The following is a 17,994-nucleotide window of genomic DNA, read 5'->3' as shown; positions in this document are numbered from 1 at the left end:
GCTGCTTTTCTTCTAGAGTATAAAAATGCGAAATTAGGAGCGGATATTTTGATTCAAGCAGCCTTACGTGTATATCGATTACAATTGTATGCGATCTTTAGTGGTTTACTACTTATGTGGACGATTACTCCGTTTGGAAAACAAGTAACAGGGTTTGGTATCGGATTAGCTGTAAGTGCATATTGTCTTTGGTTATTAGCTCGCAGAGTGGAGAAACTGGGGAAAAGTATCGTAATGAAAGAAAAGGCTCCTGGATTAGGAGTTTTAAACCGATTTGCAGCAGCCATTTTAGGAGCCATTATCATGTATGAAATTGAGCATGAAATGGAAATGTGGGCATTTGGTACAGGCATTTTAGGTGGTCACTTTTTAATGATTGCAAATTTAGCTTATGCAAATATACAGTTAGTGAAAGAGGAAGAGAAGCAAAGGGAACATGCTTCGAAAAACATAGAGCTATGATGAAAGGGGCCTAATGGGGTTCCTTTTTTGTATTTAAGCGAGCTAATGAAAGGAATCAAATTTGCGACAAATATAATACGCTTCTTTTTTACGTTTTTCAATAGTATGAAAAATAATGTAAAAAAATTAAAAAACCCATCGATTTCTAAAGGTTATGTATGTTATTATGACAAAAGACTTTTTGAAAGAGGTGGATACCAATGTTACAAGCGTTACTTATTTTTGTGCTTCAAATTATTTACGTTCCAATTTTGACAATCCGTACGATTTTGCTTGTAAAGAATCAAACAAGATCCGCTGCTGGTGTTGGATTGTTAGAAGGAGCTATTTACATTGTCAGTTTAGGTATTGTGTTTCAAGATTTATCAAATTGGATGAACATTATTGCCTATGTCATTGGCTTTAGTACGGGACTATTATTAGGCGGTTATATAGAGAACAAATTAGCAATTGGTTATATTACGTATCAAGTTAGTTTACTAGACCGTTGTAATGAATTAGTAGATGAATTACGTCACTCTGGATTTGGAGTTACAGTATTTGAAGGTGAAGGTATTAATTCAATCCGTTATCGCTTAGATATCGTTGCAAAGCGTTCTAGAGAAAAAGAACTGTTAGAAATTATTAATGAAATTGCACCGAAAGCGTTTATGTCTTCTTATGAAATTCGCTCATTTAAAGGCGGATATTTAACGAAGGCAATGAAGAAGAGAGCATTAATGAAGAAGAAAGATCATCATGCATCGTAAAGACGAGGGAGTAGTGCAGCTTTAAAAGCATGGCATAATCTCAAAAATAAAAAAAAGAGGAATCTATTTTGAAAAAGGTTCCTCTCTTTTTCATGGAAATTACAGTTTTTACATTTTAAAATAATGATAGGGAATAGATGAATTCATTCACTTCGGAGGTAGTTACTTGAACATTAACGAGAAGGCAATTGAAACGTTTGAACAAAATAAATGTGAGGAAGCAATGGAACTGTTTCAACGAGCAGTACATGAATCTAGAGGTGTACAATCTCTCAATAATCTTGCTTGGATGTATTTTTATGAGGAAGAGGATGATGATAAAGCTCTTGAATTAATAAGAGAAGTTATTAAGTTGAATCCTTCCTCATACTTTCCTTATAACATCTTAGGGGACATTTACATAAAACAAGAAAGATGGGAAGAAGCGAAAGAAGTATTACAAAAGTCTATTTCGATTCAACCATCGGATGAAGCATTTCACAATTTAGCTGTAGCACATTATAACCTTGGAGAGTTTGAAAAAGCTTCGGAATTTTTCTTGCGAGTTGCAGGGGATTCGGACTATATCATGTATATCTATGTAAAATGTTTAATTGATTTAGGACGAACGACAGAAGCGAAAGAGAAGTTAGATGCTTTTAACAGGAAATCTGATGATTTTGTAGGAGAAATTAATGTAGCAGATTTATACGTTGAGTTGAAGTGCTATAAAGAAGCCATTCAATGCTTCGAAAAGGGATACAAAGAAGTTTGGAAAAGCCCAGATTGGATTGGTAGATTTGTTTATGCTCTATATAAAGCTAATAATTTCACGCGTATAAATGAAGTGATACGGGAATCTATCGAAGCGAAAACAGCAGAAATAGAAGATGTTAAAAATGAAGAAGTAGAAGAAAACTGGACAGAAGAAGATAAGAAAGAGTTAATTGAGGAATATACAGAAGAGAATAATTGTTATAAAGCAATGATAGCACGTATCAAATCTGGATATGTTCCAGAGTTAGAATTTGAAACTTATCATTTAGGGGGTTGCTATTTATTTGGTTGTAAAAGACATAATCATCTTGAATATGGAGAGTGAAAAGATTCGACTGTCACATATGATGGTCGAATCTTTTTATTATAGGTCGCTTGTCTAAAGGTACCATCTCGACTGAAATTTGTTAAAGGTGTTTCGTATCATTACATAGGTATATATCTTCTTTAGGAAATCCTTTTTTTATATTTAAAATATGTAGTGAAATAAAACCAATAAGTCCTATTCCACCGAAAATAAGCCATGGTGTATATATCCCGCTTAAATTGGATGTAAAAGATGTACCAGTATAATTACCGATGATAAAACCAAATGCGAGTGATAGTTGATAGAATCCAAAGTAAGTAGCTGTATAGGATTCGTTACTGTAATTTGCAATAGCAATATCAGCGTTAGGTAATACGAGCGTTTCACCGATAGTAAATACAATTACACAAATAAATAGCCAATACGGGTGTTGAAATAAAGGAATTAGTAAAAAGGAAATACTCATTAATAAAACACCGTATTTAATAATCGAAAGTGTGTTGTATTTATGAAATAGTTTTCGGAATAACACCATAAATATGACGCCTGTTATTGCATTTATCGTAATAACGAGTGTAGCAAGCTGATTGCTATTACTAATGTTTTTCATATGAAGTGGAAGTGCGACAGTAAGCTGAGTAAACATAATATAGAAGAAAATCATGATAAATGAAAACAGAAGAAAATGCTTGTTTTGTAAGATAGCCTGTATTCCTAATGTAATAGACGTGTTTTCAGTAGTAACTTGGAAGTGATTTTTAAGTAAGTAAAAGATAAAAGCGAATAACAGCATAAGTAGTCCTGTTAGAGAGAAGGCATAGATTGGATCAAGTAAGAGTAAGAACCCTCCCGCAATTGGTCCAATTATTGCACCGCAATTAAAACTAAGGTTTAAATATGTAAATAAATTTTTTCTTAAATGAGCTGGTTGTGAGCCGAATATGGCGCGCGCAGCAGGTTCATAAAATGCAGTTCCGAAGCCGATAAGTGCCGAAGAAATAGAAATTGTATAGAAATCAGAGCATATTCCTAAAGCGATAAATCCGATACCTCTTAAAAATAATCCGGCTATCATCATAATGATATAGCCTATTTTGTCAGCAATTAATCCTGAGAATAAAGGGATAACTCGTGATGTGATTGTCATAACCGTCAATACTGTTCCTACTTGAACAGCTGAAAAATGAAGAAAGGTTAATAGATAAATAGCTAAAAATGCGTATACCGCAAAATACCCAAAAGACATAAAAAATGACGAAATAAGCATGAAACGTATCGGTATTGAGAAACTTTTCATAGAACTCCTCCTAATAATGTAACCAGTAAAATGATTTGATGGTTAACTATTTTATATTATAATTATACATAAAGTCAGAAAAAAGTAAATTTTAAGAAGAAGGTGGATGGAATTGAATCAAAATGCACCAAATGAATTAGAATATATTCGGGAATTTTTAAATACATGGAAAATACCAAACGATACGAGAGAGCCAATGGACTTGCTACAAACAGAAGAGGATATAAAGCTTTTTATGAAAGAATATTTTTATGAAGAGCTTCCATTTCATACGATAGAGGAATTAAAAAGTTTTCGAGAAGATATTCGGGGTACAATTGAAGGCGGAGAATCATTGCAAAAGTGGTTAGAGAAATATCCATTTCATGTACATGTAATGGAAGATATGAAAGGTATTACGTATAAACCAATACACGAAGAAAATATATATACAAAAGTATTAAGTATTGTTTTAATGGCGGTTCAAGAAAATTTGTGGGGGAGGTTAAAAGCATGCCCAGATTGCCGCTGGGTATTTTATGACAATTCGCGAAATGGAAGTAAAAGATGGTGCGGTATGTACGCTGGAGAAGAAGGAGGAAGAGCGTGCGGGACAATCGCCAAAGTGAAAAATTACCGAGCGAAGAGAAAAGGAAGATCGGATTATGATGTGTAATTTATAAGTAGGAGAAGAAAATGGGATGGGGGAATGTAGAATATGAAAGATACACAAATGTTAGCTTTAAATAAAAAGTGCTGGGATACAGTGGCACCATATTTTTTTCAAGTAGATTGTTTACCGAAATATGGCCCGTATACAGCGTCTGAAGATGAGATTCATTTGTTTGATTCAATTAGAAATAAAAAGGTTCTTGATATTGGATGTGGAAGTGGGCATTCGTTGCAATATATGGCGGAACATGGGGCAGAGGAAGTATGGGGTCTTGATCTTTCAAGTGAACAAATTAAAACAGCGAATGAAACGTTAAAGTGTTGGAATCCAAAGTTAATATGCGGAGCAATGGAAGAGGAAGTGGATATTCCGAAAGGGTATTTTGATATTGTATACTCCATTTACGCATTAGGATGGACTTCGAATTTAAGAAAAACGTTGGAACTGATTTATTCGTATGTAAAGCCAGGAGGAAGTTTTATTTTTAGTTGGGAGCACCCAGTATATTCAAATTTACAGTATGGTACAGAAAAAATTGCTTTTAAGTCTTCTTATCATGAGGAAACCCCTATTACGTTTGAAACATTTAAAGGGGAAAATGTACAAGCGACATTATATAAGAGAAAAATAAGTACATACATAAATGAGTTAAATAGAGCGGGATTTATAATTGAGAGAATAGAAGAGCCTGAACCATCGAGCTTATTTGATGAAGAACGAGCTGAACCTTCTACGAAATATTATTCTTTACATAAAGCTAGAATGGTGCCGACTACCTTTATTATTAAGGCGAGAAAATAAAGTGTTTTACATAAAGAAGCCTATCGTTTCAAACACATGAAATGATAGGCTTCTTTATTTTTAAAAAATGAGGTCAGGTGTGTACTTTTCTTATAAAAATGCATTTCATATAAAAGGTGTAATTATTTTTAGGAAGGGGGATTGTTGTGCATCGTCATAGAAAGTGCAAAAAATTTGGAGTGGCACTGCCTCTTCCACTTATAGGAGCAACTGGCCCAACTGGTGATAGTGGCCCAACTGGTCCAACTGGAGGGCATGAAGGTCCGATCGGGCCTCCAGGAATCACTGGACCTAGAGGAGCAACTGGTCCACAAGGTCCTCAAGGTATCGAGGGAATACAAGGTCCACGAGGGACAACAGGAGCTCAAGGAATACAAGGTGCCATTGGTGATACCGGAGAGCAAGGAATTACTGGTTCGATTGGCTTACAAGGTCCTCAAGGATTAATTGGAGAGCAAGGTCCAGTTGGTGATATTGGCTTACAAGGAGTAGAAGGTATACAAGGAATTACAGGCCCTGCTGGTAGTCAAGGTATACAAGGCGCGCAAGGAATACAAGGAGAAATAGGTGAGCGAGGACAAACGGGTGCGCAAGGAATGCAGGGAGAAATAGGTGTAACCGGGATATCAGGTGTAACGGGCCCTCAAGGTCCTCAAGGAGTGCAAGGAATACAAGGGGAGGACGGAACTACAGGTATACAAGGAGAAGACGGCCCCCAAGGGATACAAGGAATTACCGGAGAGCAAGGGCACCAAGGTGATCAAGGTATACAAGGTGTAATAGGCCCAACTGGTTCTACTGGAATACAAGGTCCTCAAGGTATAAGTGGAATACAGGGGATAACAGGTGCAATAGGCCCTCAAGGTCCACAAGGTATTCAAGGAATACAAGGAGTAAGCGGATCCACAGGTTTTCAAGGAGTAAAAGGGGTACGAGGGATAACAGGAGCAACTGGAAGTATTGGTATGCAAGGACCAGAAGGCCCTCCGGGTGCTCCGACGGGAACAACCGGTCCAATTGGTCCATCTAGTGGAGTGACTGGTCCATCTGGCCCACCCGGTCCACCTGGGGGTCCAACAGGTCCAACAGGTGAAACTGGTGCACATGGTGTAACAGGCGGAACTGGTGCAATCGGAGTACAAGGGTTACAAGGTATAACTGGTCCCACTGGCCCTCAAGGTGTAAGGGGAGCACAAGGTTCTCAAGGGGTAATTGGTGTAGCAGGAATGCAAGGTGCACAAGGTTCTCAAGGTAACCAAGGAGTAACAGGAGCAACAGGTGCAGAAGGTCCCCAAGGAACTCAAGGTCCACAGGGAGAAATTGGTCCAACTGGTGCAGAAGGTCCTAAAGGTGTGCAAGGAATACAAGGGATAACGGGTCAGGCAGGAGCACAAGGAATACAAGGGTTACAAGGAATAATCGGTCCCACAGGCACAACAGGAGCGGCAGGAGCCCAAGGTCCACAAGGAATACGAGGGGAAACAGGAGCAGCTGGAGCACAAGGTATACAAGGGCCTCAAGGAATACAAGGAGAAACAGGAGCAGCTGGATTGCAAGGGATACAAGGACCTCAAGGAATACAAGGGGTAATTGGATTAACTGGTGTGCAAGGTGCTCAAGGCCTTCAAGGAGTACGAGGAATAATCGGTCCAACTGGTGCGATTGGTTTGCAAGGAACTCAAGGAACACAAGGTATAGTAGGCCCAACAGGAGCGCAAGGTTCTCAAGGTATGCAAGGGATACAAGGAATAACAGGTCCGACAGGTGCACAAGGAATTAGAGGGCCTCAAGGGAATCTAGGAGAAAACGGGATAACAGGATCACAAGGAGTGCAAGGTGCACAAGGTAATCAGGGACCTGAAGGACCACAAGGAAATGTTGGGATTACGGGGGAAACGGGAGAAACAGGAGCGACGGGAGAAACAGGGGCGACCGGTGCGCAAGGTATACAAGGTGCTCAAGGGATTATGGGAATACAAGGAAATACAGGAGTGACCGGCCCAACTGGAGCAACGGGAGTAACTGGAATACAAGGAGTCCAAGGCATACAAGGTATCCAAGGCCCAACTGGAGTAAGTGGAATGACAGGGGTTAGTGGTAGTGTAGGCCCAGTCGGAACGCAAGGTAGTCAAGGACCGATTGGAGCTGTAGGACCTACCGGAGCAACTGGTAGTCAAGGGGCTATAGGCTTTTTAGGAATTGTAGGTGCAACAGGAGCGACTGGTTTACCAAGCGGAGGCGGTTATTTCTTTTCTACTTCAACGAGTGCAATTGCAGCGAATGCGTTAATACCAATTAATTCTGGATCTACAGTTTTTGGTTCTGATGTGAGTTTAACAAATGCAACAACTGTAACGTTAAGTACGCCGGGAATATATTTAGTAAGCTATTATTTTCAAGGTGATCCAAATGGGGGGAATGAAACGATTTCCGTGAGGCTTACTTTAAATGGAACGCAAGTCGCAGGAAGTTTTATTTTTTATGTTACAGGAGGGACTTTTGTATTAGAACCAGCGATTTCTAATACGATGGTCATTAATGTTGCTTCTTCAAATGCTACTTTATCTTTACAAAATGGCCCATTAGTTATTGGGCATGTAACGACATTATCTGGTGTGATAACTGCTAGTTTAAATGTATTAAAAATAGTTTGATACGTTATAACGGGGGGAGATGCTTGTGAAGGATCAAGATAAGTGTAGTAAGTTTCAAGCACCTATTCCTTTTCTGCCTTCAGGTATCACAGGACCAACAGGACCAACGGGTCCTACAGGTTCTTTAGGTGGACCGACTGGCCCGCAAGGAATACAAGGCGTACAAGGGCCAATTGGTCCAACGGGTCCTACAGGAATTCAAGGAGTGCAAGGGGTGCAGGGAGAGATTGGTCCGATTGGTCCAACTGGTTTAACAGGACCACGGGGTCCTCAAGGTAGTCAAGGGCCGATGGGGGAACAAGGTCCACAGGGAATACAAGGAGTCCAAGGTATACAAGGTGAAATTGGTCCGACTGGCCCAACCGGAATACAAGGTATACAAGGAATACCAGGGCCAATGGGAGAAACAGGTCCAACCGGAATACAAGGTATACAAGGTATGCAAGGTGAAATTGGGCAGGCGGGTCCAACCGGAATACAAGGTATACAAGGAGTGCAAGGTGAAATTGGTCCGACTGGTCCAACGGGAAATACGGGTATACAAGGTGTTCAAGGGAATTTAGGAGGTAGTGGATTACAAGGTGTAACAGGTATACAAGGTATTCAAGGTCCGATGGGGCCGACCGGTCCAACAGGTTTACAAGGAATACAAGGAGAACAAGGGCTGATGGGACCAACAGGTGCAACTGGTGTTCAAGGTTTACAAGGTCCACAAGGTGATATGGGCCTAACCGGCCCAACTGGTTCTCAGGGGATACAAGGAGTGCAAGGTGTAATAGGACCAACAGGGGCAACTGGCTTGCAAGGTGATCCAGGTCCAACAGGATCGACAGGTCAGGCGGGAGTAACTGGTCCAACAGGATCTGCAACGGGTCCAACCGGAGCAACAGGTCCAACCGGTCCGCCAGGAGGCCCGACCGGTCCAACGGGTCCAGCCGGATCGCCGGGAGGTCCAACCGGTCCAACTGGAGCAACGGGGGCAACTGGGGCGACAGGAGCAATAGGCGCGACTGGAATACAAGGAGTACAAGGAATACAGGGACCGACAGGGGTAACAGGTTTAACAGGTTTGCAAGGCGTACAGGGTCCAATGGGGGCAACAGGTCCAACGGGTGACCAAGGGATTCAAGGTCCACAAGGAGTAGAGGGGGCAACCGGCCCAACCGGAATACAAGGTTTACAAGGAGTACAAGGACCAATAGGAGCAACCGGTCAGGCAGGTCAACAAGGAGTGCAAGGGGCACAAGGGCCAATTGGTCCAACCGGCCCGCAAGGAATACAAGGAATACAAGGTGAGCAAGGAGTAATGGGAGCTACTGGACCAACAGGTTTACAGGGTCTGCAAGGAATCCAAGGCCCAATCGGTCCAACAGGTCCTCAAGGTTTACAAGGAGTGCAAGGTCCAAGTGGAATAACTGGTCCGACAGGTCCTCAAGGAATACAAGGAATTCAGGGGCCACAAGGAGGTATAGGTCCAACCGGTGCGACTGGAATTCAAGGCGTGCAAGGTCCAGAGGGTCCAACTGGTCTAACGGGTGCAACAGGCCCGCAAGGAATACAGGGAATCCAAGGAATTCAGGGTCCAACCGGTCCACAGGGCATTCAAGGTCTGCAAGGAATTCAAGGTCCGATTGGTCCAACAGGCCCAACTGGACCTCAAGGAATCCAAGGAATAACCGGATCAACAGGTGCAACCGGTCCAACTGGGGCAACAGGACCGACGGGAGCAACTGGTCCACAAGGAATCCAAGGAATTCAGGGGCCGCAAGGGGTAACGGGGCAAGCGGGAGCAACAGGCGAGACAGGAGCAACCGGTCCACAAGGCGTGCAAGGAATCCAAGGGCCACAAGGGATAACGGGTCCGACGGGAGCAACCGGAGTGACTGGAATAACAGGCCCACAAGGAATCCAAGGAATTCAAGGTCCACAAGGTGTGATGGGAGCAACCGGATCAACGGGAGCGACGGGAGTGACTGGTGCGACAGGGCCGACAGGAATACAAGGCATACAAGGAATAAGAGGAGCAACAGGGGGAACGGGAGTAACAGGCCCAACCGGTGCCACGGGCCCAACAGGCTTAACAGGAGCAACCGGATCATCTGCAATATCAACAGGGGGCGGTTATTTCTTTTCTACCTCAACGAGTGCAATTGCAGCAAATGCCAACATCCCAATTAATTCTGGATCCACTGTATATGGAACTGGTGTATCTTTAACTAATGCCACAACGGTTACCGTATCTACACCAGGAATATATTTGGTAAGTTATTATTTTCAAGGAGATGCAAGTGCTGGGAATGAGACAGTATCTGTCAGATTATTATTAAATGGAGCTCAACTAACAGGGAGTTTTATACAAAACGTAACGACATCAACTGTAGTAATCGAACCTGCCATTTCAAATACACTCCTTGTGAATGTAACGAGTGCAAATTCAACATTAATATTACAAAATGGTCCGTTAGGTGTAGGGCATGTGACCACTATAGCAGGTGCGATTACGGCAAGTTTAAATGTAGTGAGAATTTTATAAGAAATATAAAAAACACAAGGAATGTCTGTATAGACACACCTTGTGTTTTTCTCTTTATCTTTTCGGTTGAAAAATATGTTGAAAGAAGTATTTGTGATGTAAGTTATCTACAACTTTATTTGCTTGATATGTGCGGTGTTGTTCAAGTCGAAGTCTTTGCTCCATCATTTTTATTGCGTGATCAGATAAACGTAACATTTTACATTTCTCCTTTTCTATAAATATAGGTGACTAATTGGCATCGATTCCATATTTATAATTAAGGAGGCAAAATGTGTAACATAGGCAAAAAGCACCTTCCTCTCCCATTACGCTTACGAGGTTAGCTGTCGGACTCGGGAAGTGAGAGTTTCCCTACTTAAATAAGATTCGCCCCAAGTAGCATGGCTACAAAAATGGTTCCCCCGCTCCAAAATTTGGACTCAGCAAAAGGTTTTATAAAGTAAAAGATAACATGAATAAATTAATTAGTCAAACTATTTGTTGTTTTCTGGTTTTTTCAAGGGAGGTTAAAATTACACCATCGGGTAATATGATATCCTTTATTTCAATAAAACCATGTTTTTTATATAAAGACAGAGCAGGGGTATTTTCTTTCCCTGTTTGTACAATATATGTTTTGGAAGGGGAGAACATGTCAAATACATATAGTAGTAGTTTAGTTGCAATTCCTTTATGAAAATGATCAGGGGATACTACTAAACGATGAATATCAACTTCCTCTTCATCCATTTTAAAAGAAATAAACCCGGCAAGTGTATCTTCATAAAAATAGCCATAAAAAATTTCATCACATAATTGAATATCAGCTACAGTATCATAAAGACGAGGGATGGCCGTACTATTTATATATTTTGCTTCAATTTCATAAGCGGGTATTTGAATGTTTAAAATAGAAGTAGCAGTGTTGTGAGAAGTTGTAATTAATTTTTGAATCATAGGGTAAAACCTCCTTGTAGGCTATATTTTCATAGATTTGACAAGATTTTTCTTTATTGGATATAATAATTATAATAGTTACATAAAAATTTAGTATTAAAAAGAAATACACCATAATAGAAATGGAGGGCTAAAAATGGGATGGATTATCACATTAATAGTTGGTGCTATTATAGGTGCAATTGCAGGTTCTATAACGGGTAAAAATTTTCCGGGTGGTATGTTTGGAAATATTATCGCAGGTTTATTAGGTGCTTCGTTAGGTGGTAGATTATTTGGATCTTTTGGGCCGTCATTTGGTGGGATTCATGTCGTGCCAGCATTATTAGGTGCAATCGTATTAATTCTTATTGTATCATTTGTAGTGAAAGCTGCAAGAAAATAAAGATATAGATCATGATGAAAAGCCCTGAATAAGGGCTTTTCATCATTCGAAGAGGTGGTTTCATTGGAGAAATTAAATATTAGAAAAAGAGATAAGTTGAAAAAGTTTTTTAGAGAACAAAATTATTTAGCGGTGTTACTCGGCTTTGCGTTATTGTTTATTAACATATTACTGCTAACGAAAATTTCTTTTGTTTTTACTCCGTTTATCGTCTTTTTAAAAACAATTTTCTTCCCCGTATTATTAGCGGGCGTGCTATTTTATATTTTGCATCCATTCGTTTCGCTTTTAGAAAAGAAAGGTGTTTCCAGAATCGTATCAATCGCTTCTATATATATAATAGTACTAGGATTATTTGTATTTTTAGTTGTAACAGTAATCCCGATTATTAAAGATCAAATTGATGCATTAATAGATAACTTACCGTATTTCGGTCATGAAATTGAACGAGCGGCACGTAGATTCGGGGAAAGTAATTTACTAGGCAAAATTCAAGAGAATTTAAATATTGATGTAGCGAGTATGGTAAAAGACTACACAGTTGATTTTACGAAGTCGCTATCATCAGTAACTGGAAATGTAACTGGATTTTTAAGTACTATTACAGAGGTTGTTTTAACGTTTGTAATGGTTCCGTTTATATTGTTCTATCTTTTAAAAGATGGTGAACAATTACCGAACCACTTTTTAAAGTTTATTTCAGAGCAAAGACAACCAGCAGCGATGAGAATACTAGATGATATGCATTATGCGATTAGCTCGTATATTAGAGGACAAATTATCGTTAGCTTGTTTATCGGTATTATGCTATTAATCGGTTACCTTATTATTGGTATTAAATATGCGGTACTACTCGCTATTTTAGCGATGATTGTAAATATCGTTCCGTACGTAGGACCAATTATTGCAATTACACCAGCATTAATTATCGCATTTATTGACTCGCCATCAATGGTTTTAAAAGTAATTATCGTAATGATGGTCGTACAATTAGCAGAAGGTAAATTTATTTCACCGCAAGTCATGGGGAAAAAATTAGACATTCACCCAATTACTATCATTTTCATTATTTTAACTGCCGGAAATTTATTTGGTATTATGGGGATTATTTTAGCAATTCCAGGGTATGCGATATTAAAAGTGTTAGTAACGCACGGTTATCGATTTGTTAAGTTGAATACGTGAAAAAAAGAGCTAAAACAGGTAATACTGTTTTAGCTCTTTTTCATTTATAGTTTTGTTATAGTAAACAAATTCACTTTATGCGTAGGCTTTTAATTCAATAATAGGTAGATTGCTTTCCTTTAGTTTGTAATCAAATATTAAATCGTCTATGCGAAAATTAGCGTCTACTTCAAGAGAAATGAAAGTACCCCCGATCTCTACTTGGTTTCCGTTCTCATTTTCAAAAGTGAGCGCACCGTCAAATGTTTCTATGTACTCATCGCAGGTGTATACATATATAGCGATAGGTGTGAAATGTATAATTACCCCTAAAGTATCATCTTGACTTTTATCATCGTTCTTAAACTCATCAATCTTAAGCGTATCATTCTTTTTAGTAAACCAACCCAAAACATCACCTCGTTTTTGTAGTGCAAATCGATTCTATATATATTGATTATATATCGTTCGGAATAAATTGGTAATCACTATTGCTAAAATCTAACAAAAAAAGAAAATTCAGTTTTAGATGAACGAGAAATGTGATAAACTGTAAAAAATAACGAAAAGCAATGAAAGAGAATAGTACATATTCGAAACTTTTCAGAGAGCTGATGTGTGGTGGAAATCAGTAAGGGATGAATATGGAATGGGCTCTAGAGCTTCTAGCTGAAATGAGTAGGCAAAGACGGTTACTTCACGTTACGAAGTTGAAGCGAGCTATTAATGATAGCTAATGAAGGTGGTACCGCGGGAGTCTCTCGTCCTTTTTAAGGATGAGGGGCTCTTTTTATTTTGAGAAAGGAGGAGTTAGGTTGAGTGAAAAAATAATGTTAACAGGAATTAAGCCGACAGGTTATCCGCATTTAGGGAATTATATTGGTGCGATTAAACCTGCACTGCAAATGTCAAAGAGTAATGAAGGAAAAGCATTGTATTTTATAGCCGATTATCATGCATTAAATGCTGTACATGATCCGAGTCAGTTTAGTAGTTATACGAAAGAGGTAGCAGCTACTTGGTTATCACTCGGACTGGGAGAGGATGTTATTTTTTATCGGCAAACAGAAGTGCCGGAGATTCTAGAATTAGCTTGGATATTAGCTTGCCTAACTCCGAAAGGGCTTATGAATCGTGCTCATGCGTATAAAGCGAAGGTGGAGCAAAATAAAGAAGCGGGTTTAGAGGTCGATGCGGGAGTGAATATGGGATTATATACGTACCCGATTTTAATGGCAGCTGACATATTATTATTTCAAGCTACTCATGTACCAGTCGGGAAAGACCAAATTCAGCATATTGAAATTGCGCGTGATATTGCGACGTATTTTAATCGTACATTCGGCACGACATTTACACTTTCGGAGTATGTCATACAAGAAGAAGGAGCTATATTACCTGGTCTTGATGGAAGGAAGATGAGTAAAAGTTACGGAAATGTAATCCCGTTATTTGCAGAACAAGAAAAACTACGAAAGTTAATATTTAAAATCAAAACAGATTCTTCACTTCTAAATGAACCGAAAGAACTAGAAACGTTATTTACGATATATAAAGAATTTGCGACGGAAGATGAAATACAGTCGATGCGCGAAAAGTATGAAACTGGCATTGGATGGGGCGATGTGAAAAAAGAGTTGTTTCGCGTTGTAGACCGCGAATTAGCCGGACCTCGTGAGAAATACGCTATGTATATGAATGAGCCAAATTTATTATACGAAGCGTTAGAAAAAGGGGCCGAGCGGGCAAGAGAAATCGCGAAGGTAAATTTAGCGGAAATTAAAAAACGGATTGGATTTGAAGGGGGACGTTAAGCGTTCCCTTATTTTTTTACAAAAAAACCGAACGAAATTTCAATTTGTTACCAATATAGAGTGAGGAGGGATAGAAATGATTACAACTCTCGAGTTAAAAGTGTTGCTAGTTCAAATAGGAACAGAAATTGTACCACCTAGTAATCTAAAAGAAAAAATTCTAATTCAGGTTAATTTGGTGGAGGGAATAAAACTTAATAATGTTGAGGTGAATAATGATGAGTGAAGTTGTGTTAGCAGTTCAAGGTTTAAGTAAGACTTATGAGAGTGTAGATACAAATGTTAGGGCGTTACAAAATGTATCTTTGGAGTTAAATAAAGGAGAACTCCTTGCCATAATGGGAACGAGTGGATCTGGGAAGAGTACATTACTTAACATACTTGGTGCTTTAGACAAGCCTGATGAAGGAGTTGTATATGTAAATGGTGAAGTGCCTAACAATATGTTTGTTGAACCATATGCGACAGAATACAGGCGGGATAACATTGGATTTATATTCCAGTCATTTCATTTATTAAAGGATTTATCTGTAGAAGAAAATATTGCATTACCCCTCATATTATCATCTGTTTCAGAAGAGGAGATACGAGAAAAAACAAATAAAATATTAGATGTTCTTGGTTTAGTAAATTGGAGAAATCATCGACCAGTTCAGCTTTCTGGGGGACAACAACAACGTGTTGCAATTGGTAGGGCGTTAATAACATCTCCTCCAATTGTTCTTGCAGATGAACCTACTGGAAATTTAGATTTCAATACGTCTAATGATATTTTACGAGTACTAGTCGATATGAAACAAAGATTCAATCAAAGTATGATTCTTGTTACTCATGATCCTCACATTGCTACGTATGCAGATCGGGTTCTCTTCTTTCATGATGGAGAAAATGTTGATGATTATACGTGTACTCATGGAGTAAATGATATGAATATCATTTTAGATAAATTTAAAAAATTAATGGAGAAATCAAAATGATAAAATCAGTACGAGGATTAAGTTTACGCTTTTTTAAGACGAATAAATTTACTGCTATTTCCTCTATAGTTAGTGTTATGTTGGCTGTTTCTCTAATTGTTACGATGATTGTATTTTCGAATCATGCGAAACAGTCTGTTATAAATGAAGTGAAAAATGTATATGGAGATATGGACTTATCTGTTGGATATAACCCTGATCAAAATAAATTGATGGATAAATCTTTACTACAAAATATTAAGGAAAAAGAAAATATTGAATACATGTCAAAAGTCTTAGTAAATCATTTGCAAGTAAATAAATTGAATACAGCTATTTATACAGTAGGTGTTCAAAATGATTCGTTATCTAAAAGTCGATATCACTTCTCTAAAAATCTATCAAATGAGGAAGTAACATTAAATGATGGATTAGCGGAAACTTTACAAGTAGAAGTTGGGGAAAGGATTGAAATAGAAAATAAATCCTATGTAGTAAAAGAAGTGTTACCTGATATAGAAGCTGGAGGTTCAGCTCCGGATATACTTGTTTTATCAGAAGGTGCAGTGAAACAGCACGTATATGAAAAAACAGGTAAACACAATGAGGCTACTTATGTGTTGATAAAAGCAAAAGAGAATGCCGATGTATTAGCATTGTCTAGTCAAATTCATAAAATAGACAAAGAATTAAGAATCGATATTGCGGAGGAAGATGAGTTTTTAAAAAGTAACTTAGCGTCATTACATATTTTTATAGTTATTGTATCTGTATTAATACTTATTATTACATCGTTATTATTAATGTCTAATTTTGAAGTGTTTTTATATAAATATAAAAACCAATTTGCTATTATGCGATCAATGGGAGCAACAACGAAACAAATGTTTACAGTTATATTTATTCAATGTAGTGTAATTAATTTTTTTGGTGGAATATTTGGTTTGTTACTAGCTGTAATAAGTAACCGTTTTTTACAAAGTTGGCTAGAACAGTTATTTGCTTTTCAAATTAATTCGATGAGTTTTGACTATAAAATAGCGATTGTAACAATGATTTGTAGTATCTTTTTTATTGAACTGTTTATGTTATATCCTTCATACAGAAGTTCGAAAATATTACCAGTAAAGCTTATGCGCGAAAATGAAGAATCCGACTTTTCTAATGAAAAAACACGCAGTATGATGGGGAAAGTCCTTTTAATTAGTAGTATATTTTTAACAATTTTTGGTGGCTTTGTAGCAAATACAGGAGACACGCAGGCGATAGTGATAGTAATTGGATCTATATTTCTCGTTTTAGGGTTGTATGTTTTATTTCCTATTTATCTTTCTTGGATATTAAAATTATGTCTACCTATGATGAAAAAAATATTTGGAAGGAATACATTTGTTGCTATTAAAAATGTAATTCCGCAAGTAAGGAAAAATACATTTGTTATCTTAATGATAAGTACAATGATGGTGATAGTTGTCTTCGGCTCCACTATATTTAAAACGATGCAAAAAAATAATGAAAGATATTTAAAACGAGAATTTCCAACACATATTGTTGTGGAAAATCGTTTGACTAATGATTCAACCATTACCTTACCTCATATACAAAATATATTTAAAGAAATAAGTAGTGTAAAAGGAGCTAGTACAATTAGTACGAACTCACTGGCAGAATTAAAACAAGGTGAAAATTATATTACTTTTGACTATAATTTAGGTGATTTAAAGGAAATGGAAAAGCAAGGATTACTGTCAGAAGTACCTGCAAATTTGGAGAATAGTATAATTGTTACAAAAGAGTTAGCGGAGCGGTATAAACTTCATGTAGGTGATATCGTTCAATTGGGTCTATTTTCAGAACAGGAACAAAAAGTTAGACCGACTAGTAAGGTAGAAATCGGATTAATTGTTAATGAGCTACCGAATTCTCCTTCAGTACTTATGGATTGGAGTAATGTAACATATAAACAAAATTATACAGTTTTTGAGCGGGCATTTATTAGTTCAAATAATGAGAGAGAGACGTTGGAGCAATTAAAGAAATTGAAAGGTCAATATCCACAATTAAAAATAAGTAGTTATACTCAATCGTTAAAACAATCTAGTTTAATGTTTCAGCAAAGGTGGTCCATCTTCATTGTTGTTATTGTAGTAATTTTGTTTAGTGTAACATTAGGGGTATGTAATACACTTATAAATAATATTCAATCTAAAAGAAAAGAGTTTGCTATTTTGCGAGCAATAACAGTTAAGAAAAAAGGGATTGTACAAGTTATTTTGACGCAAATTAATTTATATGTACTCATTGGGACTATACTAGGGGCTGTTATAGGCATATTATTAACCTACATGGTAAGTATAATAGATCGTACACCTTTATTTTTTGATTTCAAACTTATCGTAACGGTAATAGCGGGGATGTTCGGAATGGTCCTTATTATTTTTATACCTTTTGCTAATAGAATAGGAAAAAGGGATATTGTTCAAGAGTTAAATAAGGATAATAAATAAAAATATAGTCAAGATGAA

The 17,994-nt window shown here is 37.8% G+C and carries 17 protein-coding genes, 1 riboswitch and 1 other annotated feature; of the genes, 13 read left to right on the top strand and 4 right to left on the bottom strand.

Annotated features, from left to right (window positions below; genetic code table 11):
* Positions 1 to 48 precede the first annotated feature (48 nt).
* The 3 genes from MHB74_RS16300 to MHB74_RS16290 all read left to right on the top strand — a co-directional run bounded on the left by MHB74_RS16300 (position 49) and on the right by MHB74_RS16290 (position 2,292).
* Positions 49 to 462: an ATP synthase subunit I gene (locus tag MHB74_RS16300; protein ID WP_061678950.1), complete on the top strand. Its 414-nt coding sequence runs from the start codon at positions 49 to 51 to the stop codon at positions 460 to 462.
* Positions 463 to 662: 200 nt separating this feature from the next.
* Positions 663 to 1,211, top strand: a complete 549-nt coding sequence (locus MHB74_RS16295) for a DUF2179 domain-containing protein (RefSeq protein WP_061678949.1) — start codon at positions 663 to 665, stop codon at positions 1,209 to 1,211.
* A 166-nt stretch (positions 1,212 to 1,377) separates the two neighbouring features.
* The gene (locus MHB74_RS16290) at positions 1,378 to 2,292 is read left to right on the top strand and encodes a tetratricopeptide repeat protein (protein ID WP_061678948.1); all 915 of its coding nucleotides are present in this window, start codon (positions 1,378 to 1,380) and stop codon (positions 2,290 to 2,292) included.
* Positions 2,293 to 2,374: 82 nt separating this feature from the next.
* On the opposite strand, the gene MHB74_RS16285 is transcribed toward MHB74_RS16290, so the two are convergent.
* Complete coding sequence (locus MHB74_RS16285; protein WP_061678947.1) at positions 2,375 to 3,571, bottom strand: MDR family MFS transporter; 1,197 nt, start codon at positions 3,569 to 3,571, stop codon at positions 2,375 to 2,377.
* A 112-nt stretch (positions 3,572 to 3,683) separates the two neighbouring features.
* On the opposite strand from MHB74_RS16285, the gene MHB74_RS16280 reads away from it, so the two are divergent.
* From MHB74_RS16280 to MHB74_RS16265, 4 genes are all read left to right on the top strand, one after another.
* On the top strand, positions 3,684 to 4,226 hold the full coding sequence (locus tag MHB74_RS16280; RefSeq protein WP_061678946.1) for a CGNR zinc finger domain-containing protein: 543 nt from the start codon (positions 3,684 to 3,686) through the stop codon (positions 4,224 to 4,226).
* A gap of 42 nt (positions 4,227 to 4,268) precedes the next feature.
* Positions 4,269 to 5,024 carry a class I SAM-dependent methyltransferase gene (locus tag MHB74_RS16275; protein ID WP_061678945.1) on the top strand — a complete coding sequence of 252 codons (756 nt, stop codon included), beginning with the start codon at positions 4,269 to 4,271 and terminating at the stop codon, positions 5,022 to 5,024.
* Between the two features lie 146 nt (positions 5,025 to 5,170).
* Positions 5,171 to 7,678 carry a collagen-like protein gene (locus MHB74_RS16270; RefSeq protein ID WP_141658072.1) on the top strand — a complete coding sequence of 836 codons (2,508 nt, stop codon included), beginning with the start codon at positions 5,171 to 5,173 and terminating at the stop codon, positions 7,676 to 7,678.
* Positions 7,679 to 7,697: 19 nt separating this feature from the next.
* Positions 7,698 to 10,211: a BC_3345 family exosporium-associated protein gene (locus MHB74_RS16265; RefSeq protein WP_081110315.1), complete on the top strand. Its 2,514-nt coding sequence runs from the start codon at positions 7,698 to 7,700 to the stop codon at positions 10,209 to 10,211.
* Between the two features lie 54 nt (positions 10,212 to 10,265).
* Here MHB74_RS16265 and MHB74_RS16260 read toward each other — a convergent pair whose 3' ends face one another.
* Both MHB74_RS16260 and MHB74_RS16255 read right to left on the bottom strand, forming a co-directional pair.
* Positions 10,266 to 10,409, bottom strand: a complete 144-nt coding sequence (locus MHB74_RS16260) for a hypothetical protein (protein ID WP_000945246.1) — start codon at positions 10,407 to 10,409, stop codon at positions 10,266 to 10,268.
* Positions 10,410 to 10,506: 97 nt separating this feature from the next.
* A riboswitch (cyclic di-AMP (ydaO/yuaA leader) is annotated at positions 10,507 to 10,649 on the bottom strand.
* 33 nt (positions 10,650 to 10,682) lie between these two features.
* Positions 10,683 to 11,150, bottom strand: coding sequence for a GNAT family N-acetyltransferase (locus MHB74_RS16255; protein ID WP_061678943.1), 468 nt, complete (start codon positions 11,148 to 11,150; stop codon positions 10,683 to 10,685).
* Positions 11,151 to 11,286: 136 nt separating this feature from the next.
* On the opposite strand from MHB74_RS16255, the gene MHB74_RS16250 reads away from it, so the two are divergent.
* Positions 11,287 to 11,535, top strand: coding sequence for a GlsB/YeaQ/YmgE family stress response membrane protein (locus tag MHB74_RS16250; RefSeq protein ID WP_000539721.1), 249 nt, complete (start codon positions 11,287 to 11,289; stop codon positions 11,533 to 11,535).
* 63 nt (positions 11,536 to 11,598) lie between these two features.
* Positions 11,599 to 12,720, top strand: a complete 1,122-nt coding sequence (locus tag MHB74_RS16245) for an AI-2E family transporter (RefSeq protein ID WP_061678942.1) — start codon at positions 11,599 to 11,601, stop codon at positions 12,718 to 12,720.
* A 75-nt stretch (positions 12,721 to 12,795) separates the two neighbouring features.
* Here MHB74_RS16245 and MHB74_RS16240 read toward each other — a convergent pair whose 3' ends face one another.
* The gene (locus MHB74_RS16240) at positions 12,796 to 13,110 is read right to left on the bottom strand and encodes a hypothetical protein (protein WP_061678941.1); all 315 of its coding nucleotides are present in this window, start codon (positions 13,108 to 13,110) and stop codon (positions 12,796 to 12,798) included.
* A 152-nt stretch (positions 13,111 to 13,262) separates the two neighbouring features.
* Positions 13,263 to 13,471, top strand: a binding site (T-box leader).
* Positions 13,472 to 13,475: 4 nt separating this feature from the next.
* On the opposite strand from MHB74_RS16240, the gene MHB74_RS16235 reads away from it, so the two are divergent.
* The 4 genes from MHB74_RS16235 to MHB74_RS16220 all read left to right on the top strand — a co-directional run bounded on the left by MHB74_RS16235 (position 13,476) and on the right by MHB74_RS16220 (position 17,976).
* Entirely contained in the window at positions 13,476 to 14,513 is a 1,038-nt protein-coding gene (locus MHB74_RS16235) for a tryptophan--tRNA ligase (RefSeq protein WP_141658071.1), read from the top strand.
* Positions 14,514 to 14,589: 76 nt separating this feature from the next.
* A complete protein-coding gene (locus MHB74_RS16230) occupies positions 14,590 to 14,739 on the top strand; it encodes a hypothetical protein (protein ID WP_081110313.1) in 150 nt (49 codons plus the stop codon).
* Positions 14,732 to 15,490, top strand: a complete 759-nt coding sequence (locus tag MHB74_RS16225) for an ABC transporter ATP-binding protein (protein ID WP_061678939.1) — start codon at positions 14,732 to 14,734, stop codon at positions 15,488 to 15,490. The genes MHB74_RS16230 and MHB74_RS16225 overlap by 8 nt, the downstream gene beginning before the upstream one ends.
* Positions 15,487 to 17,976, top strand: a complete 2,490-nt coding sequence (locus MHB74_RS16220; protein ID WP_061678938.1) for an FtsX-like permease family protein — start codon at positions 15,487 to 15,489, stop codon at positions 17,974 to 17,976. The genes MHB74_RS16225 and MHB74_RS16220 overlap by 4 nt, the downstream gene beginning before the upstream one ends.
* The last annotated feature ends 18 nt before the right edge of the window (positions 17,977 to 17,994 follow it).

Origin of the sequence: Bacillus sp. FSL K6-0069, assembly GCF_038007785.1 — a bacterium.
GTDB lineage: Bacteria > Bacillota > Bacilli > Bacillales > Bacillaceae_G > Bacillus_A > Bacillus_A mobilis.
This window is presented reverse-complemented; position numbering and strand designations above follow the sequence as displayed.

Coding starts and splice junctions, on each gene's coding strand:
- MHB74_RS16295 (WP_061678949.1), top strand. CDS start 663: ATGTTACAAGCGTTACTTATTTTTGTGCTTCAAATTATTTACGTTCCA.
- MHB74_RS16285 (WP_061678947.1), bottom strand. CDS start 3,571: ATGAAAAGTTTCTCAATACCGATACGTTTCATGCTTATTTCGTCATTT.
- MHB74_RS16275 (WP_061678945.1), top strand. CDS start 4,269: ATGAAAGATACACAAATGTTAGCTTTAAATAAAAAGTGCTGGGATACA.
- MHB74_RS16265 (WP_081110315.1), top strand. CDS start 7,698: ATGCTTGTGAAGGATCAAGATAAGTGTAGTAAGTTTCAAGCACCTATT.
- MHB74_RS16260 (WP_000945246.1), bottom strand. CDS start 10,409: ATGTTACGTTTATCTGATCACGCAATAAAAATGATGGAGCAAAGACTT.
- MHB74_RS16255 (WP_061678943.1), bottom strand. CDS start 11,150: ATGATTCAAAAATTAATTACAACTTCTCACAACACTGCTACTTCTATT.
- MHB74_RS16250 (WP_000539721.1), top strand. CDS start 11,287: ATGGGATGGATTATCACATTAATAGTTGGTGCTATTATAGGTGCAATT.
- MHB74_RS16235 (WP_141658071.1), top strand. CDS start 13,476: ATGAGGGGCTCTTTTTATTTTGAGAAAGGAGGAGTTAGGTTGAGTGAA.
- MHB74_RS16230 (WP_081110313.1), top strand. CDS start 14,590: ATGATTACAACTCTCGAGTTAAAAGTGTTGCTAGTTCAAATAGGAACA.
- MHB74_RS16225 (WP_061678939.1), top strand. CDS start 14,732: ATGAGTGAAGTTGTGTTAGCAGTTCAAGGTTTAAGTAAGACTTATGAG.
- MHB74_RS16220 (WP_061678938.1), top strand. CDS start 15,487: ATGATAAAATCAGTACGAGGATTAAGTTTACGCTTTTTTAAGACGAAT.